This is a genomic window from Stella humosa (assembly GCF_006738645.1).
Lineage (GTDB): Bacteria > Pseudomonadota > Alphaproteobacteria > ATCC43930 > Allostellaceae > Allostella > Allostella humosa.
On the sequence record NZ_AP019700.1, the window covers coordinates 728,535 to 745,997 of the forward strand.

Sequence of the window (17,463 nt, forward strand, 5' to 3'; positions counted from 1 at the left end):
AGCGTCAACGCCGCCCCGCGCGGGCCCTTCTCCTTATATATAGGGGCATGAACGAGTCGCCCGTCCCCGCGCCCCTGGCGCCCTCCCTCGTCGTCGGCCTGCGCGAGGCGGCGTGGCTGCCGGCCGACGGCGGTGGGGTGGAGGTGCTGGGCCTGGCGGCCGCGCGCGCGCGGGTCGAGGACGCCGCGCCCTACGTCGTCCATGGCCGGGCCGCCGCCCGGCGCCTGGGCCTGGATTCCTTTCCCTGTCTCGACCTGCTGGAACTCTATGCCTTCGTGCGGCCGGCCACCTTCTGCGTGCCGACGCCGCGCGGGCTGGCCCAGGCGCTGGGCTTCGAGCCGCCGGACGAGCGCACCCAGGCAGCCGAACTGCTGCCGCGCCTGGCGGAGCGCCTGCTGGCCGACCTGGCCGAGGAGGGCGACGCCGATGCCCGCGCCATCGCGCGCGCCATGGCCCGCGGCGGCTGGATCTGGGCGCCGGCCGTGCTGGCGGCCTTCGGCGAGACGGTCGACCCCCAGCGCGCCACGACGGCGGGCCTGGAGGTGTGGCGCGGCCTGGGCGAATGGTCCGAGCACGCGCCCGAGCCGCCGTCCGGCTCGCTGCCCGTGGCCGCCGACGAGGCGGAGGCGCGCCTGGCCGAACTGCTGGGGCCGGGGGCCGAGCGCCGGCCGCAGCAGGTGGAATATGCCGCCGCCGCCACCGCCGCCTTCGTGCCGCGCGAGCGCGCGGGCGAGCCGCATGTCGTGCTGGCCGAGGCCGGGACGGGCGTCGGCAAGACGCTGGGCTACCTGGCGCCGGCCACGCTCTGGGCCGAGCGCAACGGCGGCGCCGTCTGGGTCTCGACCTATACCCGCAACCTGCAGCGCCAGATCGACGACGAGCTGGACCGGCTGCATGCCGACCCGTTGCTGAAGGCGCGCCGCGTCGTCGTGCGCAAGGGGCGCGAGAACTATCTCTGCCTGCTGAACTTCGAGGAGGCGGTGGGTGCTGCCCGCGGCCGGCCCGCCGATGCCATCCCGCTCGGCCTGATGGCGCGCTGGGCCGCGGCGTCGCGCGACGGCGACATGGTGGGGGGCGACTTCCCGGCCTGGCTGGCGCAGTTGGTCGGCCGCGGCCGCACCCTGGGCCTGACCGACCGGCGTGGCGAGTGCGTCTATTCCGCCTGCCCGCACTACCACAAATGCTTCATCGAGCGCAGCGTGCGCCGGGCGCGCCGGGCCGACATCGTCGTCGCCAACCATGCGCTGGTGATGGTGCAGGCAGCATTGGGCGGCATGGACGACACGCTGCTGCCGACCCGCCTGGTGTTCGACGAGGGCCATCATGTCTTCGACGCGGCCGACGGCGCCTTCGCGTCGCACCTGTCGGGGCAGGAGACGTCCGACCTCCGGCGCTGGCTGCGCGGGGCCGAGGGCGGGCGCAGCAGCCGCGCCCGCGGCCTGCGCCGACGGGTGGAAGACCTGGTGACCGGCGACGAGGTGGCCGAGCGCGCGCTGGAGGACATCCTGATCGCGGCCGCGTCCCTGCCGGGCGAGGGCTGGCTGCCGCGCCTGGCCGGCGGCAAGCCCGAAGGCCCGGCCGAGGCGTTCCTGACCCTGGTGCGCCAGCAGGTGCATGCCCGTTCGCCCGACCGCGACGCCTCGAACTACGGCAAGGAGGCCGCCGTCTGGCCGCCGGTCGAGGGCCTGCTGGAGGTGGCGGCCGCGCTGGAGGACGCGCTGGCCCGGCTCGGCCGGCCGATGCGCACGCTGGTGGACCGGCTGAAGGCGCTGCGCGACGACGAGGCCGAGGAGGTCGACACCGCCACCCGCCTGCGCCTCGACGCCATCATCCGCGGCATCGCGCGGCGCGCCGACGGCGAGGTCGCCGGCTGGCAGAAGATGCTGCGCGACCTGGCCCGCGACACCCCGGTCGAATTCGTCGACTGGCTGGCGGTCGAGCGGTTCGAGGGGCACGACCTGGATGTCGGCATGTACCGCCACTGGATCGACCCGACCGTGCCGTTCACCGAAGCGGTGGTGAAGCCCGCCCACGGCGTCGTCGTCACCTCGGCCACCCTGACCGACGGCAGCGGCGATCCCGATGCCGACTGGTCGGCGGCCGAGGAGCGGACGGGGGCCCGCCACCTGCCGCGCCCGGCCCTGCATGCGCGCGTGCCATCCCCCTTCGACTATGCCCGCCAGACCCGCGTGCTGGTGGTGACCGACCTGCGCCGCGACGATGTCGACCAGACGGCGGCCGCCTATCGCGCCCTGTTCCTGGCGTCGGGCGGCGGCGCGCTCGGCCTCTTCACCGCCGTCAGCCGGCTGCGCCAGGTCCATCACCGCATCGCGCCGGCGCTCGATGCCGCGGGCCTGCCGCTCTATGCCCAGCATGTCGACGGGCTCGACACGACGACCCTGGTCGACATCTTCCGGGCGGAAGAGGAAAGCTGCCTGCTCGGCACCGATGCGGTGCGCGACGGGGTCGACGTGCCCGGCCGCTCGCTGCGCCTCATCGTGTTCGACCGCGTGCCCTGGCCCCGGCCCGACATCCTGCACAAGGCCAGGCGGGCTGCCTTCGGCGGGGCCGCCTATGACGAGCGGCTGACGCGCTTCCGCCTGCGCCAGGCGTTCGGCCGCCTGGTGCGCCGGGCCGACGACACCGGCGTCTTCGTGCTGCTGGACCGCGCCTTCCCGTCGCGCCTGCACGGCGCCTTTCCGCCCGGCGTCACGGTGGTGCGCATGGGCCTGGCCGATGCGGTGCAGGCGACGCGCGGCTTCCTGATGCCGCCGGCCCACGACCAGGCCGGCTCAGCCGAGCAGGGTCAGGACCACCGATAGGGTGACGAAGGAGGCGGCCGTGGTCGACAGGATGGCGGTCGAGGTGCCGGCGACATAGATGCCGTAGCGCTGGGCCACGACGAAGGCGAGCGCGCCCGTCGGCAGGGCGGACATGATGACGGCGGCGGCTGCCCAGTGCCGGTCCATGGTGAAGACGCCGAACGCGAGCCAGGCGGCGATCAGCGGCTGGATCGCCAGCTTGCAGAGCGTGATCCAGGCCAGCTCCGGCAGGTTGCCCGCCAGCGGCTTGCCGACCAGGAACAGGCCGATGGCGAAGAGGGCGCCCGGCCCGGCCGTCGCCCCCAGCAGGTCGAGATAGGTCGCGACCGGCCGCGGCAGGCCGATGCCGGCGGCCGACATCGCCAGCCCCGCGGCCGTCGCCCCCAGCAGCGGGTTGCGCAACAGGGCCAGGCCCAGGTCGCGCGCCACCCCGCGGCGGGCGCGCCCGGGCCGGCCGATCTCCGTCACGGCGATCGCCAGCACCAGGCCGATGCCGACGGTGAAGACCGTCGCCACCACGGCCGGCAGGGCGCGATCGGCGCCGAAGGCGGTGATGTAGAGCGGGATGCCCATGTAGCCGGTATTGGCGAAGCTGGCCGACAGCCCCTGCAGGCCGCGATGGGCGAGGCTGGGGCCAGCCGCTAACAGACTGGCCGAGAACAGGCCGGTCGCCATGCCCAGCAGGTAGGTGGCGATGAAGGCGCCGCCGAAGGCTGCCAGGAAGGGCAGGTGGAACACGTCGGCCACCGGCACCTTCACCATGGCGTGGAACAGCAGGGCCGGCAGCGCAAACCAGTAGACGAAGCCGTTCAGCGCCTCGCTGGCGGCGTCGCCCAGCAGGCGCAGGCGGCCGGCGCCGTAGCCCGACGCCATGAGGGCGAAGACCGGCAGGACCACATTGACCACCGCCTCCACCGCTTACACCCCCGTAACTTGACAATCCGCGCGGCAGTCCTCCACATCCGCGGCCACTCCACAGAAGCGGACGCCATGATGCTCACCCCCCAGGACGCCTTGATCTACACGATGGTGATGGTGGCTGCCGCCGACAGCGACATGACCGACCCGGAGGTCTCGACGATCGGCGAAATCGTCAGCCACCTGCCGATCTTCCAGAATTTCGAGCAGGGGCGCCTGCCGCGCACGGCGGCCGCCTGTGCCGAGATCATGCAGCAGGATGACGGGCTCGACGTGGCGCTCGACCAGATCAAGGCAGCCCTGCCGGCCAAGCTGCGGGAAACCGCCTATGCGCTGGCCTGCGACGTGGTCGCGGCCGACACCAAGGCCAGCCAGGAAGAGCTCCGCCTGCTGGAGATGATCCGCCACCGGCTCGACGTCGACCGCCTGACGGCGGCCGCCATCGAGCGCGGCGCCCGGGCGCGCTACGCCCGGGCCTGACGGACTGGGTGACATGAGGGGGGCGGGCAACCGCCCCCTTTTCAGGTGAGCGTCTCCAGCATCCGCAGCATCAGCCGGGCGCGCGGCTCGAACGACGAGTAGTAGGCCTGCTCGTAGTCGGTATGGGCACCCTTGCCGTCGACGCCCAGCCCGTCCAGCGTCGGCACGCCGACGGCGGCCGTGAAGTTGCCGTCGCTGCCGCCGCCGGTGACGACGCAATCCTCCAACTCGAAGCCGATCTCGGCCGCCAGCATCTTCGCGTGGTCGAACAGCTTGGCGATCTTCTCGTCCTTCTGGTAGGGCGGCCGGTTCATGCCGCCGGTCACCGTCACCTTCACGCCGGGCTCGTCGCTCGTGATGCCCAGGATGCGGGCCACCATCTCCTCGCCGGTCGCCGCGTCGGGCACGCGCAGGTCGACCTCGGCCGTGCAGAATTGCGGCACGACGTTGACGCCGGTGCCGCCGCTGATCAGGCCGACATTGGTGGTGATGCCGCGGTCATAGTCGGTCATCCCCTCCAACTCCAGGATCAGCTTGGCCATGGCGCGCACGGCGCTGCGGCCGTCCTCGTGGCGGGCGCCGGCATGGGCGGGGCGGCCCTCGATCTCGACGACGAAGCGGCCGACGCCCTTGCGCGAGGTGACGATCTTGCCGCCGTCGCGCGCGGGCTCGGTCACCAGGACATACTTGTTCTTCAGCGCCTCGGCCTCGATCAGCGCACGCGAGGTCGGGCTGCCGACCTCCTCCTCGGGCACGAACATGAAGGTGACCGGCAGCGGCGTCTGCCGCCCGGCCCGCATCAGGTGCTGGTAGGCATAGAAGGCGAGGTAGGCGCCGCCCTTCATGTCGTAGATGCCGGGGCCGAACACCACGTCGCCCTGCCGCTCGAAGCGCAGCTTCTCGATCATGCCGATCGGGTGGACGGTGTCGATGTGCGACAGCACCAGGATGCCCGGGCCGTCGCCGCCCCACTGCGTGCGCGCCTTCAGGATGTCGCCCCAGCCGTCGCGGCCGGGCGTGCGCTCGATGATGGCGCCCAGGCGCGCCAGCCCGTCCTGGACATGGTCGGCCATGCGGTTGACGGCGGCCGCGTCGGTCGAGGGGCTCTCGATCGAGACCCACTGGCGGATGCCCTCGAAGATTTCCTCGGCGCTGATGACGGGCTCGTTGCGCGACGCTTCATTCATGGATGGCACGCTCCGGTGCATGGGGCAGGGGATGGGGCAGGGATGGAATGGCGCCAACATATCGGGAAAATTTCTGGCGCGCATGCATCGTCGCCCTCTTGCGGAACGCTTACTAAGATATATCTTAGTGCTGTCTAAGACAGAAAGGGAGCACCCATGCATTCCCATCATCGCCATGACGGCGACCATCGCTTCCATGCCCGCCGCGCCGGCCGCGACGATTCCGATAGCCATTTCGGCCGCCATGACGGGGGCCGGCACGAACGCGGCGGGCGCGGCGGGCGCGGCGGCGGCCGGCGGATGTTCGAATCGGGCGAGCTGAAGCTGGTCCTGCTGCGCCTGCTGGAAGACCAGCCGCGCCACGGCTACGACTTCATCCGCGAGATCGAGACGCGCACCGGCGGCGCCTACGTGCCCAGCCCCGGCGTCGTCTATCCGACCCTGACGCTGCTGGACGACCTGGGCCACATCGCCGAGGCACGGGCGGACGGAACCCGGCGCCTCTATTCGATCACCGATGCCGGCCGCGCCGAACTCGAGGCCAATCGCGCCGATGCCGAGGCGGCGACCGCGCGCCTGTCCGCCCTGGGGGCGGAGCGCGAGCGCGTCGATGGCGGTCCGGTGCGGCGCGCCATGCACAACCTGAAGGAAGTGCTGCACCAGCGCCTGGCCAGCGAGGGCGTCGACCGCCAGATCCTGTTCGACGTGGCGGCCATCATCGACGAGGCGGCCGGCCGGATCGAGCGCCTCTAGGCCGGGACGCACGGTCCGGGCGGGGCGGATTGCCCTACGGCGGCTTGCGAACCGCCGCCGTTCGGCCTATCCGCTTCCTTCCCATGGATATCTATCGTGCGGCCCTGCCGCTCATCCGCGCGCTCCCGGCAGAGCCGGCGCACGACCTGACCCTGCGCCTGCTGGAGTATGGCCTGGCGCCCGCGCCGCGCCCGATGGCCGAGCCGCTGTCGCTGGCGATCGACCTGTGGGGCCGGCGCTTTCCCAACCCGGTCGGGCTGGCGGCCGGGTTCGACAAGGATGCCCGGGTGCCGGCCCGCATGCTGCGCTTCGGCTTCGGCTTCGTGGAGACGGGCACGGTCACGCCGCTGCCCCAGGCCGGCAACCCCAAGCCGCGCCTCTTCCGCCTGCCCGAGGACCGGGGCGTGGTGAACCGCTTCGGCTTCAACAATCGCGGCCTGGAAGCCTATGTGACGCGCCTTCAGGCGCTGGCCGCGGCCGGCCGGCCCGGCATCGTCGGCGCCAATGTCGGCAAGAACAAGGACCAGGCCGACGCCGTGGCCGACTATGTCGCCGGCATCGAGCGGGTGGCGGGTCTGGCCGACTATCTGGTCGTCAACGTCTCGTCTCCCAACACGCCCGGCCTGCGCGACCTGCAACGGCGAGAGCCGCTGCTGGCGCTGGCCCGGGCGGTGCTGGCGGCCCGCGCGCGGGTCGTGCCGGTCGATGCGCCGCCGCTGCTGCTGAAGGTGGCACCCGACCTGTCGCCGGACGATCGCGCCGACATCGCCTTCGTGGCGCTGGAAAGCGGCATCGACGGGCTGATCGTCGGCAACACCACCGTGTCGCGCCCCGCCGGCCTGTCCGGCGCGGCGCGCGGGGAGCCGGGCGGCCTCAGCGGCCGGCCGCTCTTCCGTCTCTCGACCGACGTGCTGGCCGACCTCTGGCGCCTGACCCAGGGCCGCATCCCCATCGTCGGCGCCGGCGGCGTGTCGAGCGGGGCCGAGGCCTATGCCAAGATCCGCGCCGGCGCCTCGCTGGTGCAGCTCTATACCGCGCTGGTCTATGAGGGGCCGGGGCTGGTGGGGCGCATCAAGCTGGAACTGGCGGCCCACCTCGCGCGCGACGGCTTCGCCCATGTCGCCGACGCGGTCGGCGCCGACCATCGCTGATGGCGCGGCCGCCATGGACGTTCCCCCGCAACGCATCGTCATCCTCGGCCGGTCCGGCAGCGGCAAGTCGACGCTGGCGCGTATGCTCGGCGCGCGGCTCGACCTGCCGGTCGTCCATCTCGATGCGCTGTTCTGGCAGCCGGGCTGGGTCGAGCCCGACCGGGAGAGCTTCCGCCAGCGCCTGACCGCGGCCTTGGCCGGCGACCGCTGGATCACCGATGGCAACTTCAGCAACACCTTCGACCTGCGCCTGCCGCGCGCTGACCTCATCGTCTGGGTCGAGGTGCCGCGCCTCGTCTCGATCTGCCGCGCGCTGCGCCGCGTCTGGAAATATTACGGCCGCACCCGCCCGGACCTGGCGCCCGGCTGCCCGGAGCGGCTGGACCTCGCCTTCCTGCGCTACATCTGGAATTTCGACCGCGACATGAAGCCGAAGATCCTGGCGGCGGTCGCCCAGCATGGGCCGGGTGTGCCGATGGTGACGCTGCACGACGATGCCGAGGCGGCGGCCTTCCTCGCCACCATGCCCGACCGGGGCGGAGCACGATCATGACCGACCGCATCGCCTACAAGGTGCTGACCGCCGACCAGTTCGCGATCCTGGAACGCGACGGCCGCTTCGCCGGCGCGCCGGTCGACCTCGCCGACGGCTACATCCACCTGTCCACCGCGGCCCAACTCGCCCAGACCATCGACCGGCACTTCGCCGGCCAGACGGGCCTCGTCATCGTCGCCGTCGACCTGGAGGCCCTGGGCGATGCGGTGAAGTGGGAGCCGTCGCGCGGCGGGCAATTGTTCCCGCACGTCTATGGCGCGCTGACGAAGGCCGCCGCCCTGGCCAGCGGACCGCTGGATCGCGACCCGGTCGGCGGCATCCGGCTGCCGGGGACGGGGTGACGGCGGTGGCATGGGCAACCGCGCAATTGCCCCGCCACCCCCGCCATGGCACAACCGGCGGCCTCCTTCCCCCGCAACTTTCCCCGCGGTCCATGATCCAGATCCATGACGACATCTCGGCCATCGTCGAGAACTATGACGGCTTCATCCTCGATCTGTGGGGCGTGCTCCATGACGGGACCAAGGCCTATCCGGGCGTGCCCGAGGCGCTGACGCGCCTGCATGCGGCCGGCAAGAAGATCGCGCTGCTGTCGAACGCGCCGCGCCGCGCCGTCCATGCCGAGGCGCGGATGGTCGAGCTGGGGGTGCCGAAGGACCAGTACGACTTCGTCATGACCTCTGGCGAGGACACCTGGGTGCATCTGCGCGACCGGCCGGATGCGTTCTACAAGGGGCTGGGGCGGCGCTGCTTCCATATCGGTCCGGCGCGCGACGTGAACCTGTTCGAGGGCGTCGACGTCGAGCGGGTGGAGACGATCGAGGAGGCGGAGTTCATCCTCAATTCCGGCCCATGGGGTTATGACGAGACGATCGCCGACCATGAGGAGCGGCTGGCTAAGGGCGTGGCGCGCGGCCTGCCCATGGTCTGCGCCAACCCCGACCTGGTGGTGATGGTCGGCCCCCGCATCGTCATCTGCGCCGGCACGCTGGCCCGGCGCTACGAGGAGCTGGGCGGCCAGGTGCGCTATCACGGCAAGCCCTATCGCGGCGTCTACGACCGTATCCTGCACATGTTCGAGGGCGTGCCGCGCAACCGCATCTGCGCCATCGGCGACACGCTGCGCACCGACGTGGCGGGCGCCAACCTGATCGGCATCGACTCGTTGCTCGTCACCGGCGGCGTCCATGCCGAGGAGTTCGGCGCCGCCGTCGGCGTGCGGCCGGAGCCGGCCCTGATCGAGGCCGCGATCGCGCGCGAGGGCATCCGCCCGACGGCTGCCCTGGTCGGGTTCCGCTGACGGGCGGCGGCGAGCGCCGGGCGGGGTCGGGGGCGGCGGGTCGGATGTCCGGCACCTGGCGCCGCCTGCGCCTGGCACTCGCCGCCCTCTACCTGTTGGGTCCGACGGCCGCCGCGGCGGCCGACCATGCGATCGCGATGCATGGCGAGCCGGCGCTGGCGCCGGGCTTCGCCCATCTGCCCTATGCCGACCCGGCCGCGCCCAAGGGCGGCCGCATGGCGGCCGCGGCCTTCGGCAGCTTCGACAGCCTGAACCCCTTCGTCATCCGCGGCGTGCCGGCGCGCGGCGTGCGCCAGTACGTCTTCGAGAGCCTGCTGGCGCGCAACGAGGATGAGCCCTTCACGCTCTACGGCCTGCTCGCGGCCAAGGTCGAGGTGCCGCCCGACCGGGCCTGGGTCGCCTTCACGCTGGACCCGGCCGCGCGCTTCCAGAACGGCGATGCCGTCACCGTCGACGACGTGCTGTTCTCGCTCGACCTGCTGCGCCGCCAGGGGCGGCCCAACCACCGCCACTATTATTCCAAGGTGACGGCGACCGAGCGCATCGGCCAGCGCACGGTGAAGCTGGTCTTCGACGGCTCCGGCGATCGCGAGCTGCCGCTGATCCTGGGGCTGATGCCGGTGCTGCCGCGCAGCGTCTATGGCGCGCGCGCCTTCGACCAGGGCACGCTGGAGCTGCCGGTCGGCTCCGGCCCCTACCGGGTCGAGAAGGTGGAGCCCGGCCGCCAGGTCGTCTATCGCCGCGACCCCGACTGGTGGGGTCGCGACCGCCCGGTCAATCGCGGGCGCTTCAACTTCGACGAGATCCGCTACGACTATTTCCGCGAGGCGAACGTCGCCTTCGAGGCGTTCAAGGCGGGCCTGCTGGACGTGCGGGTGGAGACCAGCCCGGCGCGCTGGGCCACCGGCTACGACTTTCCGGCCATGGCCGACGGCCGGGTGACGCGCGCCGAGATCGGCCACGGCCGCCCGTCCGGCATGTTCGGCTTCGTGCTGAACGCCCGCCGGCCGGCACTGGCCGACCCGGCGGTGCGCGCCGCCCTGGTCGATTCCTTCGATTTCGAATGGGCCAACCGGATGCTGTTCCACGGCACCTATCGCCGCATCGCCAGCTATTTCGACAATTCGCCCCTGGCCGCGACCGGCCCCGCCAGCCCGGCCGAGCGCGCCCTGCTGGCACCGTTCCTGGACCGCCTGCCGCCCGGGATCCTGGAGGCGCCGCCGCCCGCCTTGTCCGGCGACGGCAGCGGCCAGGACCGGGCGCAGCTACGCCGCGTCTTCGAACGGCTGGCGGCCGCCGGCTGGCGCACGCAGGACGGCCGCATGGTGCAGGAGGCGACCGGCCAGCCGCTCGCCTTCGAGATCCTGCTGGTGCAGCCCGAGCATGAGCGCATCGGCCTCCACTGGGCGCGCACCCTGCGGCGCCTGGGCATCGAGGTGCAGGTGCGCACGGTCGACAGCGCGCAATACCAGGGCCGGCTGGAGAATTTCGACTTCGACGTCGTCGTCAACCTGTGGGCCAACTCGCTGTCGCCCGGCAACGAGCAGTCCTTCTACTGGGGGCAGGAGGCGGCCCGCCAGGAGGGCAGCCGCAACTATCCGGGCGTGGCCGAACCCGCGGTCGATGCCGCCATCGCGAGCCTGGTCGAGAGCCGCACGCGCGACGAGCTGGTGACGGCGGCGCGCGCGCTCGACCGGCTGCTGCTGGCAGGCCACCATGTCGTGCCGCTGTGGTACGAGCCGGTCGACCGCATCGCCTGGTCGACCAGGCTCGGTCGCCCGCCGCGCTCGCCCGCTACCGGCGTCGACTTCGACGGTTGGTGGCAGGCGCGCTGAGACAGGGCGGCGCCGGTCAGCGGCCGAAGCCGCCCTCGGGCACGTCGAGTTCGAGGAATACGGGGTAGTGGTCGGATGCCTTGGCGTCGTCGTCGATGCGCATCGACCGGACGTGGCGGGCGACCGAGGGCGTCACGAACATATGGTCGATCCGCACATGGCCGGAATAGTCGCTGCGGATGCTGACGCCATCCTCCTCGCGGTGGCCGGCCGCGACCCAGGCGTCGCGGAGCGCCGTCGCTCGCACGACGCGGCCGTTGATCGCGTCCATCTCGCCGCAGATGGCGGCATATTCGGGCGTGCGGTAGTCGAAGTTCATGTCGCCCAGCACGAGTGCCGGCTCCGGCAGGGCGGGCACGTCCCAGCCCTCGGTCCAATCGGCCGTGTGGGTCCCGTCCCAGGCCGAGCCGTTGGCCGGCGCATCGGCCACCGTGCGCAGAATGAGCTCGATCTGCGGCAGGCGCTGGCCGGGCGAGATGTGGGAGAGGTGGGTCGAATAGATGCGCACATCGCCGACCGGCGTCTCCACCACCGCCTCCACCAGGCAGCGCTGCATGTCGTAGATGGTGGCGAGTGCCGTCTTGGGCAGCAGGAAGGTGCGGCTGGAGCGGATCGGCCAGCGGCTGGCGACCATGTTGCCGAAGGTGCGGCGGCGGTTGTCGGGGCCGCTGGCGCCCGCGACCGGCGTCGCCGCCACGTCCAGCCCGTAGCCATAGACGTAGTGGAAGCCGAGCCGCCGGGCGAGGCCGGCCGCCTGGTCCTCGCCGCCGGTGCGCTGCCAGTTCTGCGTCACCTCCTGGAAGCCGACGATGTCGGCGCCGGCCACCTCGCGGGCGGTGCGGTCGAGGTCGAAGCGCATGTCGAGCCCGCGGCCGAACTGGATGTTGTAGGTGGCGACCGTGATCTTCATCGGCTGGATGGTCCTGCTACTTGATGCCGGAGTGGACGAAGGCGTCCATGATGAACCGCTGGGCGAAGACGAAGATGGCCAGTGCCGGCAGCAGGCCCAGCACGGCCGTCGCCATCAGGGGCGCCCATTGCTGGAGCTGCTCCTGGTTGGTGGCGAACAGCTTCAGGCCGATCGACAGCGTCTTCATCTCCGCGTCGTTCAGGATCAGGTGCGGCCACAAATAGAGGTTCCAGGCCGAAAGGAAGCTCAGCACCGTCAGCGAGGCGATGGCCGGCAGCGTGTTGGGCACGACGATCGAGACCAGCGTGCGCAACGGCCCGGCGCCGTCGATGACGGCGGCTTCCAGCAGCTCGGTCGGCACCACCTTGAAGCTCTGCCGCAGGAAGAAGATGGCAAAGCCGCAGAAGGCGATCGAGGGCACGATGACGCCGGTCAGCGTGTTGTAGAGGTCGAGCTTGACGACCGCGATGTAGGTCGGGATCAGCGTGATGACGTAGGGAATGGTCATCGTGCCGACGATCAGCGCGAACAGCCAGTCGCGCCCGCGAAAGCGGAAATGGGCGAACGCGAAGGCGGCCGGGATCGAGATCAGCATCTTGCCGGCGGCGATCGCGGTCGCCGTGATCATCGAGTTCACCAGCCAGTGCGCCACCGGCTGCACCTTGAAGGCGACGGCGAAGTTCTCCAGCGTCGGGCTGGTCGGCAGCAGGCCCATGCTGCGGCGGAACACCAGTTCGTTGGGCGTGAACGCCGTCGTGAACATCCACAGCAGCGGGAACAGCGTCACCACGGCCGCGATCACCAGTGCGGTGTGGATGACGACCCGGCGCAGCAGCTCGGCGGCGCGGTCGACGGGGGGCGGGCTACTGGTAGTGGACATAGCGCTCGAAGACCTTGAACTGCAGCCACGTCACCAGAGCGACCAGGGCGATGATGATGGTGGCGACGGCCGCCGCCTCGCCGAAGTTGAACTGCCGGAAGGCGCGCTCGTAGAGGAAATAGACGAGGTTGGAGGAGGTGTTGAACGGCCCGCCCTCGGTCAGCACGTCGACCACGCCGACGATCTCGTCCATCACGATCAGCACCGTGGTGATCGCGGTGAAGAAGAGGGTGGGGGAGATCATCGGCAGCTCGATGCGGAATGCCCGCACCCAGGCGTTGGCGCCGTCGAGCTCGGCCGCCTCCAGCACCTCGCCCGGGATGTTCACGAGCGCTGCCGCATAGAGGATCAGGTTCAGCCCGAACCCCTTCCAGAAGGCGACCGCCGTCACGCACCAGATCGCCAGGTCGGGATCGTTGATCCAGCGATGGGTCGGTAGGCCCGCCGCCTCCAGCAGCGTGTTGAGGAAGCCCACGATCGGGTTGAACATCCACAGCCAGACCACGCCCGCGATCGAGAACGAGACGATGGTCGGGATGAAGTAAATGGCGCGATAGGCCCGCACCAGGATCGGGTTGCGCACCCGGAGCAGGGTGAAGGCCAGGACCAGCGGGATGACGATCTTGAGCGGCACCAGCACGGCGAGGTAGATCGCCGTGTTGGTGGTGGCACTTTGGAAGTCGATGTTCTCCATGGTCGAGACGTAGTTGTCGGTCCCCCGCCAGGTGAAGTCGCCGCGGAGCACGTTCCAGTCGTAGAACGAGACCCCGACGTTCAGCACCATGGGCAGGTAGACGAACACCACCACCGCCAGCACGGCCGGCGCGATGAAGAGCCAGGCCGCATAGCGACCCTGGAGGGCGAACATCGGTCCGCTCGGTTACGGTGTCCGGCGCGTCAGGCGAGCAGGCGGGAGACCGCGGCCTTGCTGCCCTTCATGCCGTCGGCCACCGACGCCTGGCCGTTGACGACGCGCGAGATCCAGTCGCTGTGCGCCTTCAGGGCCTCCAGCCCGCGCGCGCCCGGCCACACCGTCTCGGGCGTCAGCCCGTCGGCAAGCTGGGCATAGGCGGCCTCGTGCCCGGCCGGCACCGCAAGCTGGTGCTTGGTCGTGTTGAGGTAGCCGGTCTTCAGCCACAGCTCCATCGCCTCGGCCGTTCCGCAGAACTTGAGGAACTCCAGCGATGCCGCCTGCTGCTCGCTGTTGCGGGCCAGCACGGACAGGAAGTTGCCGCCGCTGTTCATGCGCCGCGGCCGGCCTTCCAGGCCTGGCGTCTTGGTCAGCTTGATCTCGAAGCTGGTCTGCGCCTTCACGCCCGACAGGCGGGCCGAGCTGGTGACCATCGTGCAGAGCGCGCCCGACTGAAAGGCCGTGATCATCTCGCTGATGCTGATCGGCTTCCACAGCCCCTTGCGGTGCGGCTCGACGAACTTCTCCATGCCGTAGATGGCCTCGGCGCTGTCCATCACCGGCCGGCCCTGGGCGTCGAGCACGTCGCCGCCGGCATTCTGGATGAAGGCCTGGGGCAGCCACTCGTTCACTTCGTAGACCAGCGCCGCCTTGCCGGTCTTCTGCTGCAACTGGGCCAGGTTGGGATAGAGCTCCTCGACCGTGGTCGGCAGCTTGGCCGGGTCGAGCCCGGCGGCGCGCCACAGGTCCATGTTGATGTAGAGGACGGGCGTGCTGAGCGCCCACGGAATGCCGAGCACGGCGCCCTCGACCGTCACCATCTTCACGGCGGCGTCGGAATAGTTGGCGAGGATCGCGTCGCCGGCCGCGCCGACCTTGCGGATGTCCAGGGCGCCCAGCGTGTGCTTGGCGAAGGATGCCAGCTTCCAGCCCGTCGTCAGGACCGCCGGCGGCCGGCCCGCGGCGATGCCGGCCATGGCCTTCTGGGTGATCGCCTCGTAGGTCGTGCCCTCCTGGCGGCTGACCGCGGTGACGCCCGTGTTCTTCTGGTTGAAGGCCCGGATCACCAGCTCCATCGGGTGGTCGGCGCCCGAGAAGAAATGGACCACGTCGATCGACGCGTTGGCCGACAGGGCGGTGCGGCTGGTGCCGGCGAATGCCGCCGCCGCGGCGGCGCCACCCAGCATGCCGAGCGCGGTGCGGCGGCCGAAAACGGACTTCGAGGATGCTGCCTTGGTCGTCATTGGTTTCCTCCCCTGGGGGTGCCCGGGCGGTCGCGGGCGAGGGGTGGCGCGGCGGGTCCGGTTCCCGGGCGGGCGCGGCTGGCCTCGACTGCGATCGGTGACCCCGACCTGCACTCGTGTGCATAGTGGCATGCACGTTTTGCGCGGGTCAAGGCAGGCGCGCGTGTCAGGTGGCGGCCACCGGGCGGGTGGAGCCACGCACTTCCAGCCGGCACGGCATCGACGCCCGCACCGGGTCGGAGCCCGGCTGCTCGCGCTGGGCGACCAGCAGTTCGACCGCGCGCGCGGTCATCTGGTCGACGCTCTGGTCGACGGTGGTCAGGTCGTATCCCTTCCACCGGGCGGCATCGATGTTGTCGTAGCCGGCGATCGACAGGTCGTGCGGCAGGACGAGGTCCAGCTCGTTGCGGGCAACGTCGATGGCGCCGATCGCCATGGTGTCGTTGGCGCAGAAGATGGCGTCCGGCCGCGGGTTCAGCGCCAGCAGGCGGCGCGCGGCGGCGGCGGCGTCCTCGTAGGAGTAGTTGCCGACATCGCGCGCATAGAGTGGCTGGCCCCGCTGCCGCAGGCGGTCGACGAAGCCCTTCTCGCGGTCGCGGCTGCTGGAGGTATCCTCCAGCCCCGCCATGAAGGCGATGCGCTGGTGGCCGCCGGCGACCAGGTGGTCGGCCATCTCGCGCCCGCCGACGGCATTGTCGCAATAGACCGCGCTGACCGCATCGAAATCGACGTAGCGGTTGATCAGGACGACCGGCCGCCCGGCGCGCGCGCACTGCGCCGCCAGGGTGGAGGACAAGGTCGCGGCCGCGATCAGCACGCCGTCCACCTGGTAGGCCAGCAGTTGCGGCACCAGCGAATCGAGGTCGCGGGAATGCCGGCACGACAGCAGCAGCGGCGCCAGGCCGGCGTCCTGCAGCTTCAGGCAGATCGATTCCAGCACCCGCGCATAGAAGGGGTTGGAGAGGTCCGCCACCACCACGCCGACGATGCGCGAGCGCCGGGTGATCAGCCCGCGGGCGATGGCGTTGGGGCTGTAGCCCAGCAGTTCGGCCGCATGCAGCACCTTCTCGCGCGTGTCCTCGGCGATGTAGGCGCCTGCGGTGAAGGCGCGCGACACGGCGGAACGCGACACGCCGGCCAGCCGCGCCACGTCGATCGATCGGACATTATGCACTCGTCTGCTCATCGGCCCTCGACTGCCGGTTACGGGGGTGGCGCAGATTGACAGAAAGAAATTGGCCATGCCAGAACTGCACACGCGTGCAGATGAGCGTCGGCGGGGCTGGGCCAGGGATGAATGCGACCAAGGCCGCGCCGCGAGAGATCGGCCTCGTCCTGCTGCTGCTGGCGGCCTCGATTCTGGCGATGCTGAACGCCTCGTCCTTCCCGGCGCTGATGCCGGTGCTGCGCCAGGAATGGGGCCTGTCGAATACCGAGGCCGGCTGGATCAGCGGCATCTTCTATGGCGGCTATATCTGCGCCGTGCCGTTCTGCGTCTCGCTGACCGACCATGTCGACGCCCGACGCATCTACCTGTCGGCGCTGCTGCTGACGGCCGCGGCCGCACTGGGCTTCGCGCTGCTGGCCGACGGGCTGTGGTCCGCTCTGGCCTTTCGCGCGCTGGCGGGGGCGGGGCTGGCCGGCACCTACATGCCGGGCCTGCGACTCCTGACCGATCGCACCGGCCCGCATCGCCAGGCGCGCTGGATCGCGCTCTACACCGCCAGCTACGGGCTCGGCACCAGCGTCTCCTACGTCGCCACGATCGAGATCGCCGCCTATGCCGGCTGGCGCCACGCGCTGGTGACGGCGGCGGCGGGTGCGGTCGTGGGCTTTGCCATGGTCCTGCTGGTGCCGCGCCACCACGACCCGGAGCGTGCCGCGCGCTTTCGTCTGCCCGACATGCGGCCGGTGCTGCGCAACCGGCCGGCGATGAAATACATCCTGCTCTACGGCGCCCATAACTGGGAGCTGTTCGCCTTCCAGAGCTGGATCGTCAGCTATCTCACCTGGTGCGGTGCGGCGGGCGGCGGCGGCCCCGGCTGGCATGCCTGGGTGAGTTGGCTGACGGCCGGCTTCCTGCTGGCCAGCATGGGCGCCAGCATCCTGGGGGCAGAGGTGGCGACCCGCATCGATCGCGGTCGCCTGATCGCACTCGTGATGGTGGCCGGCCTGGTGGTGGCGCCGCTGGCCGGGCTCGGCGGGTTCGCGCCGCTGTGGCTGCCCGTGCTGGCGTGCCTGGCCTTCAGCATGCTGACCATGGGGGATTCCGCGGCGATCACCACCGGGGCGATCTTCGCCGCGCGCGACGGGCAGCGGGGGGTGACGCTGGCCGTGCACTCGGTGGTCGGTTTCGGCGGGGGTCTGGTCGGGCCGCTGGCCGTGGGCGGCGTCCTCGACCTGACCGCAGGCTGGGGTGAAGGTGTGAGTTGGCTCGCGGCCTTCCTGACGATGGCCTTCGGGTCGATGGCGGGCCTGGCGATCCTGGCGCGCTGGAAGATGGCGGCGCCAAATTGA

General features: G+C 71.1%; 16 protein-coding genes. 9 read left to right on the forward strand and 7 right to left on the reverse strand.

Going from position 1 to position 17,463, the window contains the following annotated elements:
- Positions 1-47: 47 nt before the first annotated feature.
- Complete coding sequence (locus STVA_RS03420; protein WP_123694195.1) at positions 48-2,822, forward strand: ATP-dependent DNA helicase; 2,775 nt, start codon at positions 48-50, stop codon at positions 2,820-2,822.
- Here the strand turns inward: STVA_RS03420 and STVA_RS03425 are convergent.
- On the reverse strand, positions 2,793-3,737 hold the full coding sequence (locus tag STVA_RS03425; protein WP_123694193.1) for an AEC family transporter: 945 nt from the start codon (positions 3,735-3,737) through the stop codon (positions 2,793-2,795). The two genes, STVA_RS03420 and STVA_RS03425, sit on opposite strands and share 30 nt — an antisense overlap.
- 78 nt (positions 3,738-3,815) lie before the next feature.
- On the opposite strand from STVA_RS03425, the gene STVA_RS03430 reads away from it, so the two are divergent.
- On the forward strand, positions 3,816-4,220 hold the full coding sequence (locus STVA_RS03430; protein ID WP_179955457.1) for a tellurite resistance TerB family protein: 405 nt from the start codon (positions 3,816-3,818) through the stop codon (positions 4,218-4,220).
- Between the two features lie 41 nt (positions 4,221-4,261).
- Here STVA_RS03430 and STVA_RS03435 read toward each other — a convergent pair whose 3' ends face one another.
- Positions 4,262-5,407, reverse strand: a complete 1,146-nt coding sequence (locus STVA_RS03435) for a M20 family metallopeptidase (RefSeq protein WP_123694189.1) — start codon at positions 5,405-5,407, stop codon at positions 4,262-4,264.
- 156 nt (positions 5,408-5,563) lie between these two features.
- Between STVA_RS03435 and STVA_RS03440 the strand changes: the two genes are divergently transcribed.
- The 6 genes from STVA_RS03440 to STVA_RS03465 all read left to right on the forward strand — a co-directional run bounded on the left by STVA_RS03440 (position 5,564) and on the right by STVA_RS03465 (position 11,002).
- Positions 5,564-6,160, forward strand: coding sequence for a PadR family transcriptional regulator (locus tag STVA_RS03440; RefSeq protein WP_123694187.1), 597 nt, complete (start codon positions 5,564-5,566; stop codon positions 6,158-6,160).
- Positions 6,161-6,243: 83 nt separating this feature from the next.
- Positions 6,244-7,311 carry a quinone-dependent dihydroorotate dehydrogenase gene (locus tag STVA_RS03445; protein WP_123694186.1) on the forward strand — a complete coding sequence of 356 codons (1,068 nt, stop codon included), beginning with the start codon at positions 6,244-6,246 and terminating at the stop codon, positions 7,309-7,311.
- A 13-nt stretch (positions 7,312-7,324) separates the two neighbouring features.
- Positions 7,325-7,864: a P-loop NTPase family protein gene (locus tag STVA_RS03450; protein WP_123694659.1), complete on the forward strand. Its 540-nt coding sequence runs from the start codon at positions 7,325-7,327 to the stop codon at positions 7,862-7,864.
- Positions 7,861-8,208, forward strand: a complete 348-nt coding sequence (locus tag STVA_RS03455) for a DUF952 domain-containing protein (protein ID WP_123694184.1) — start codon at positions 7,861-7,863, stop codon at positions 8,206-8,208. The genes STVA_RS03450 and STVA_RS03455 overlap by 4 nt, the downstream gene beginning before the upstream one ends.
- Before the next feature lie 92 nt (positions 8,209-8,300).
- A complete protein-coding gene (locus tag STVA_RS03460; RefSeq protein WP_123694182.1) occupies positions 8,301-9,167 on the forward strand; it encodes a TIGR01459 family HAD-type hydrolase in 867 nt (288 codons plus the stop codon).
- Between the two features lie 44 nt (positions 9,168-9,211).
- A complete protein-coding gene (locus tag STVA_RS03465; protein ID WP_123694180.1) occupies positions 9,212-11,002 on the forward strand; it encodes an extracellular solute-binding protein in 1,791 nt (596 codons plus the stop codon).
- 16 nt (positions 11,003-11,018) lie between these two features.
- Here the strand turns inward: STVA_RS03465 and STVA_RS03470 are convergent, their stop codons facing one another.
- From STVA_RS03470 to STVA_RS03490, 5 genes are all read right to left on the reverse strand, one after another.
- Positions 11,019-11,912, reverse strand: a complete 894-nt coding sequence (locus tag STVA_RS03470; protein WP_123694178.1) for an endonuclease/exonuclease/phosphatase family protein — start codon at positions 11,910-11,912, stop codon at positions 11,019-11,021.
- A 16-nt stretch (positions 11,913-11,928) separates the two neighbouring features.
- On the reverse strand, positions 11,929-12,792 hold the full coding sequence (locus STVA_RS03475) for a carbohydrate ABC transporter permease (protein ID WP_123694176.1): 864 nt from the start codon (positions 12,790-12,792) through the stop codon (positions 11,929-11,931).
- Positions 12,776-13,660, reverse strand: coding sequence for a carbohydrate ABC transporter permease (locus STVA_RS03480; protein WP_123694174.1), 885 nt, complete (start codon positions 13,658-13,660; stop codon positions 12,776-12,778). The genes STVA_RS03475 and STVA_RS03480 overlap by 17 nt, the downstream gene beginning before the upstream one ends.
- Before the next feature lie 29 nt (positions 13,661-13,689).
- Positions 13,690-14,946 (reverse strand): extracellular solute-binding protein, encoded by a 1,257-nt coding sequence (locus STVA_RS03485; RefSeq protein WP_170216664.1) that lies wholly within the window; start codon positions 14,944-14,946, stop codon positions 13,690-13,692.
- A gap of 166 nt (positions 14,947-15,112) precedes the next feature.
- Positions 15,113-16,132 carry a LacI family DNA-binding transcriptional regulator gene (locus STVA_RS03490; protein WP_123694170.1) on the reverse strand — a complete coding sequence of 340 codons (1,020 nt, stop codon included), beginning with the start codon at positions 16,130-16,132 and terminating at the stop codon, positions 15,113-15,115.
- A 107-nt stretch (positions 16,133-16,239) separates the two neighbouring features.
- Here STVA_RS03490 and STVA_RS03495 point away from each other — a divergent pair, with 107 nt between their 5' ends.
- Positions 16,240-17,463 carry an MFS transporter gene (locus tag STVA_RS03495; protein WP_170216663.1) on the forward strand — a complete coding sequence of 408 codons (1,224 nt, stop codon included), beginning with the start codon at positions 16,240-16,242 and terminating at the stop codon, positions 17,461-17,463.

Coding starts and splice junctions, on each gene's coding strand:
- STVA_RS03420 (WP_123694195.1), top strand. CDS start 48: ATGAACGAGTCGCCCGTCCCCGCGCCCCTGGCGCCCTCCCTCGTCGTC.
- STVA_RS03445 (WP_123694186.1), top strand. CDS start 6,244: ATGGATATCTATCGTGCGGCCCTGCCGCTCATCCGCGCGCTCCCGGCA.
- STVA_RS03440 (WP_123694187.1), top strand. CDS start 5,564: ATGCATTCCCATCATCGCCATGACGGCGACCATCGCTTCCATGCCCGC.
- STVA_RS03435 (WP_123694189.1), bottom strand. CDS start 5,407: ATGAATGAAGCGTCGCGCAACGAGCCCGTCATCAGCGCCGAGGAAATC.
- STVA_RS03495 (WP_170216663.1), top strand. CDS start 16,240: ATGAATGCGACCAAGGCCGCGCCGCGAGAGATCGGCCTCGTCCTGCTG.
- STVA_RS03490 (WP_123694170.1), bottom strand. CDS start 16,132: ATGAGCAGACGAGTGCATAATGTCCGATCGATCGACGTGGCGCGGCTG.
- STVA_RS03470 (WP_123694178.1), bottom strand. CDS start 11,912: ATGAAGATCACGGTCGCCACCTACAACATCCAGTTCGGCCGCGGGCTC.
- STVA_RS03460 (WP_123694182.1), top strand. CDS start 8,301: ATGATCCAGATCCATGACGACATCTCGGCCATCGTCGAGAACTATGAC.
- STVA_RS03485 (WP_170216664.1), bottom strand. CDS start 14,946: ATGACGACCAAGGCAGCATCCTCGAAGTCCGTTTTCGGCCGCCGCACC.
- STVA_RS03480 (WP_123694174.1), bottom strand. CDS start 13,660: ATGTTCGCCCTCCAGGGTCGCTATGCGGCCTGGCTCTTCATCGCGCCG.
- STVA_RS03475 (WP_123694176.1), bottom strand. CDS start 12,792: ATGTCCACTACCAGTAGCCCGCCCCCCGTCGACCGCGCCGCCGAGCTG.
- STVA_RS03450 (WP_123694659.1), top strand. CDS start 7,325: ATGGACGTTCCCCCGCAACGCATCGTCATCCTCGGCCGGTCCGGCAGC.
- STVA_RS03430 (WP_179955457.1), top strand. CDS start 3,816: ATGCTCACCCCCCAGGACGCCTTGATCTACACGATGGTGATGGTGGCT.
- STVA_RS03455 (WP_123694184.1), top strand. CDS start 7,861: ATGACCGACCGCATCGCCTACAAGGTGCTGACCGCCGACCAGTTCGCG.
- STVA_RS03465 (WP_123694180.1), top strand. CDS start 9,212: ATGTCCGGCACCTGGCGCCGCCTGCGCCTGGCACTCGCCGCCCTCTAC.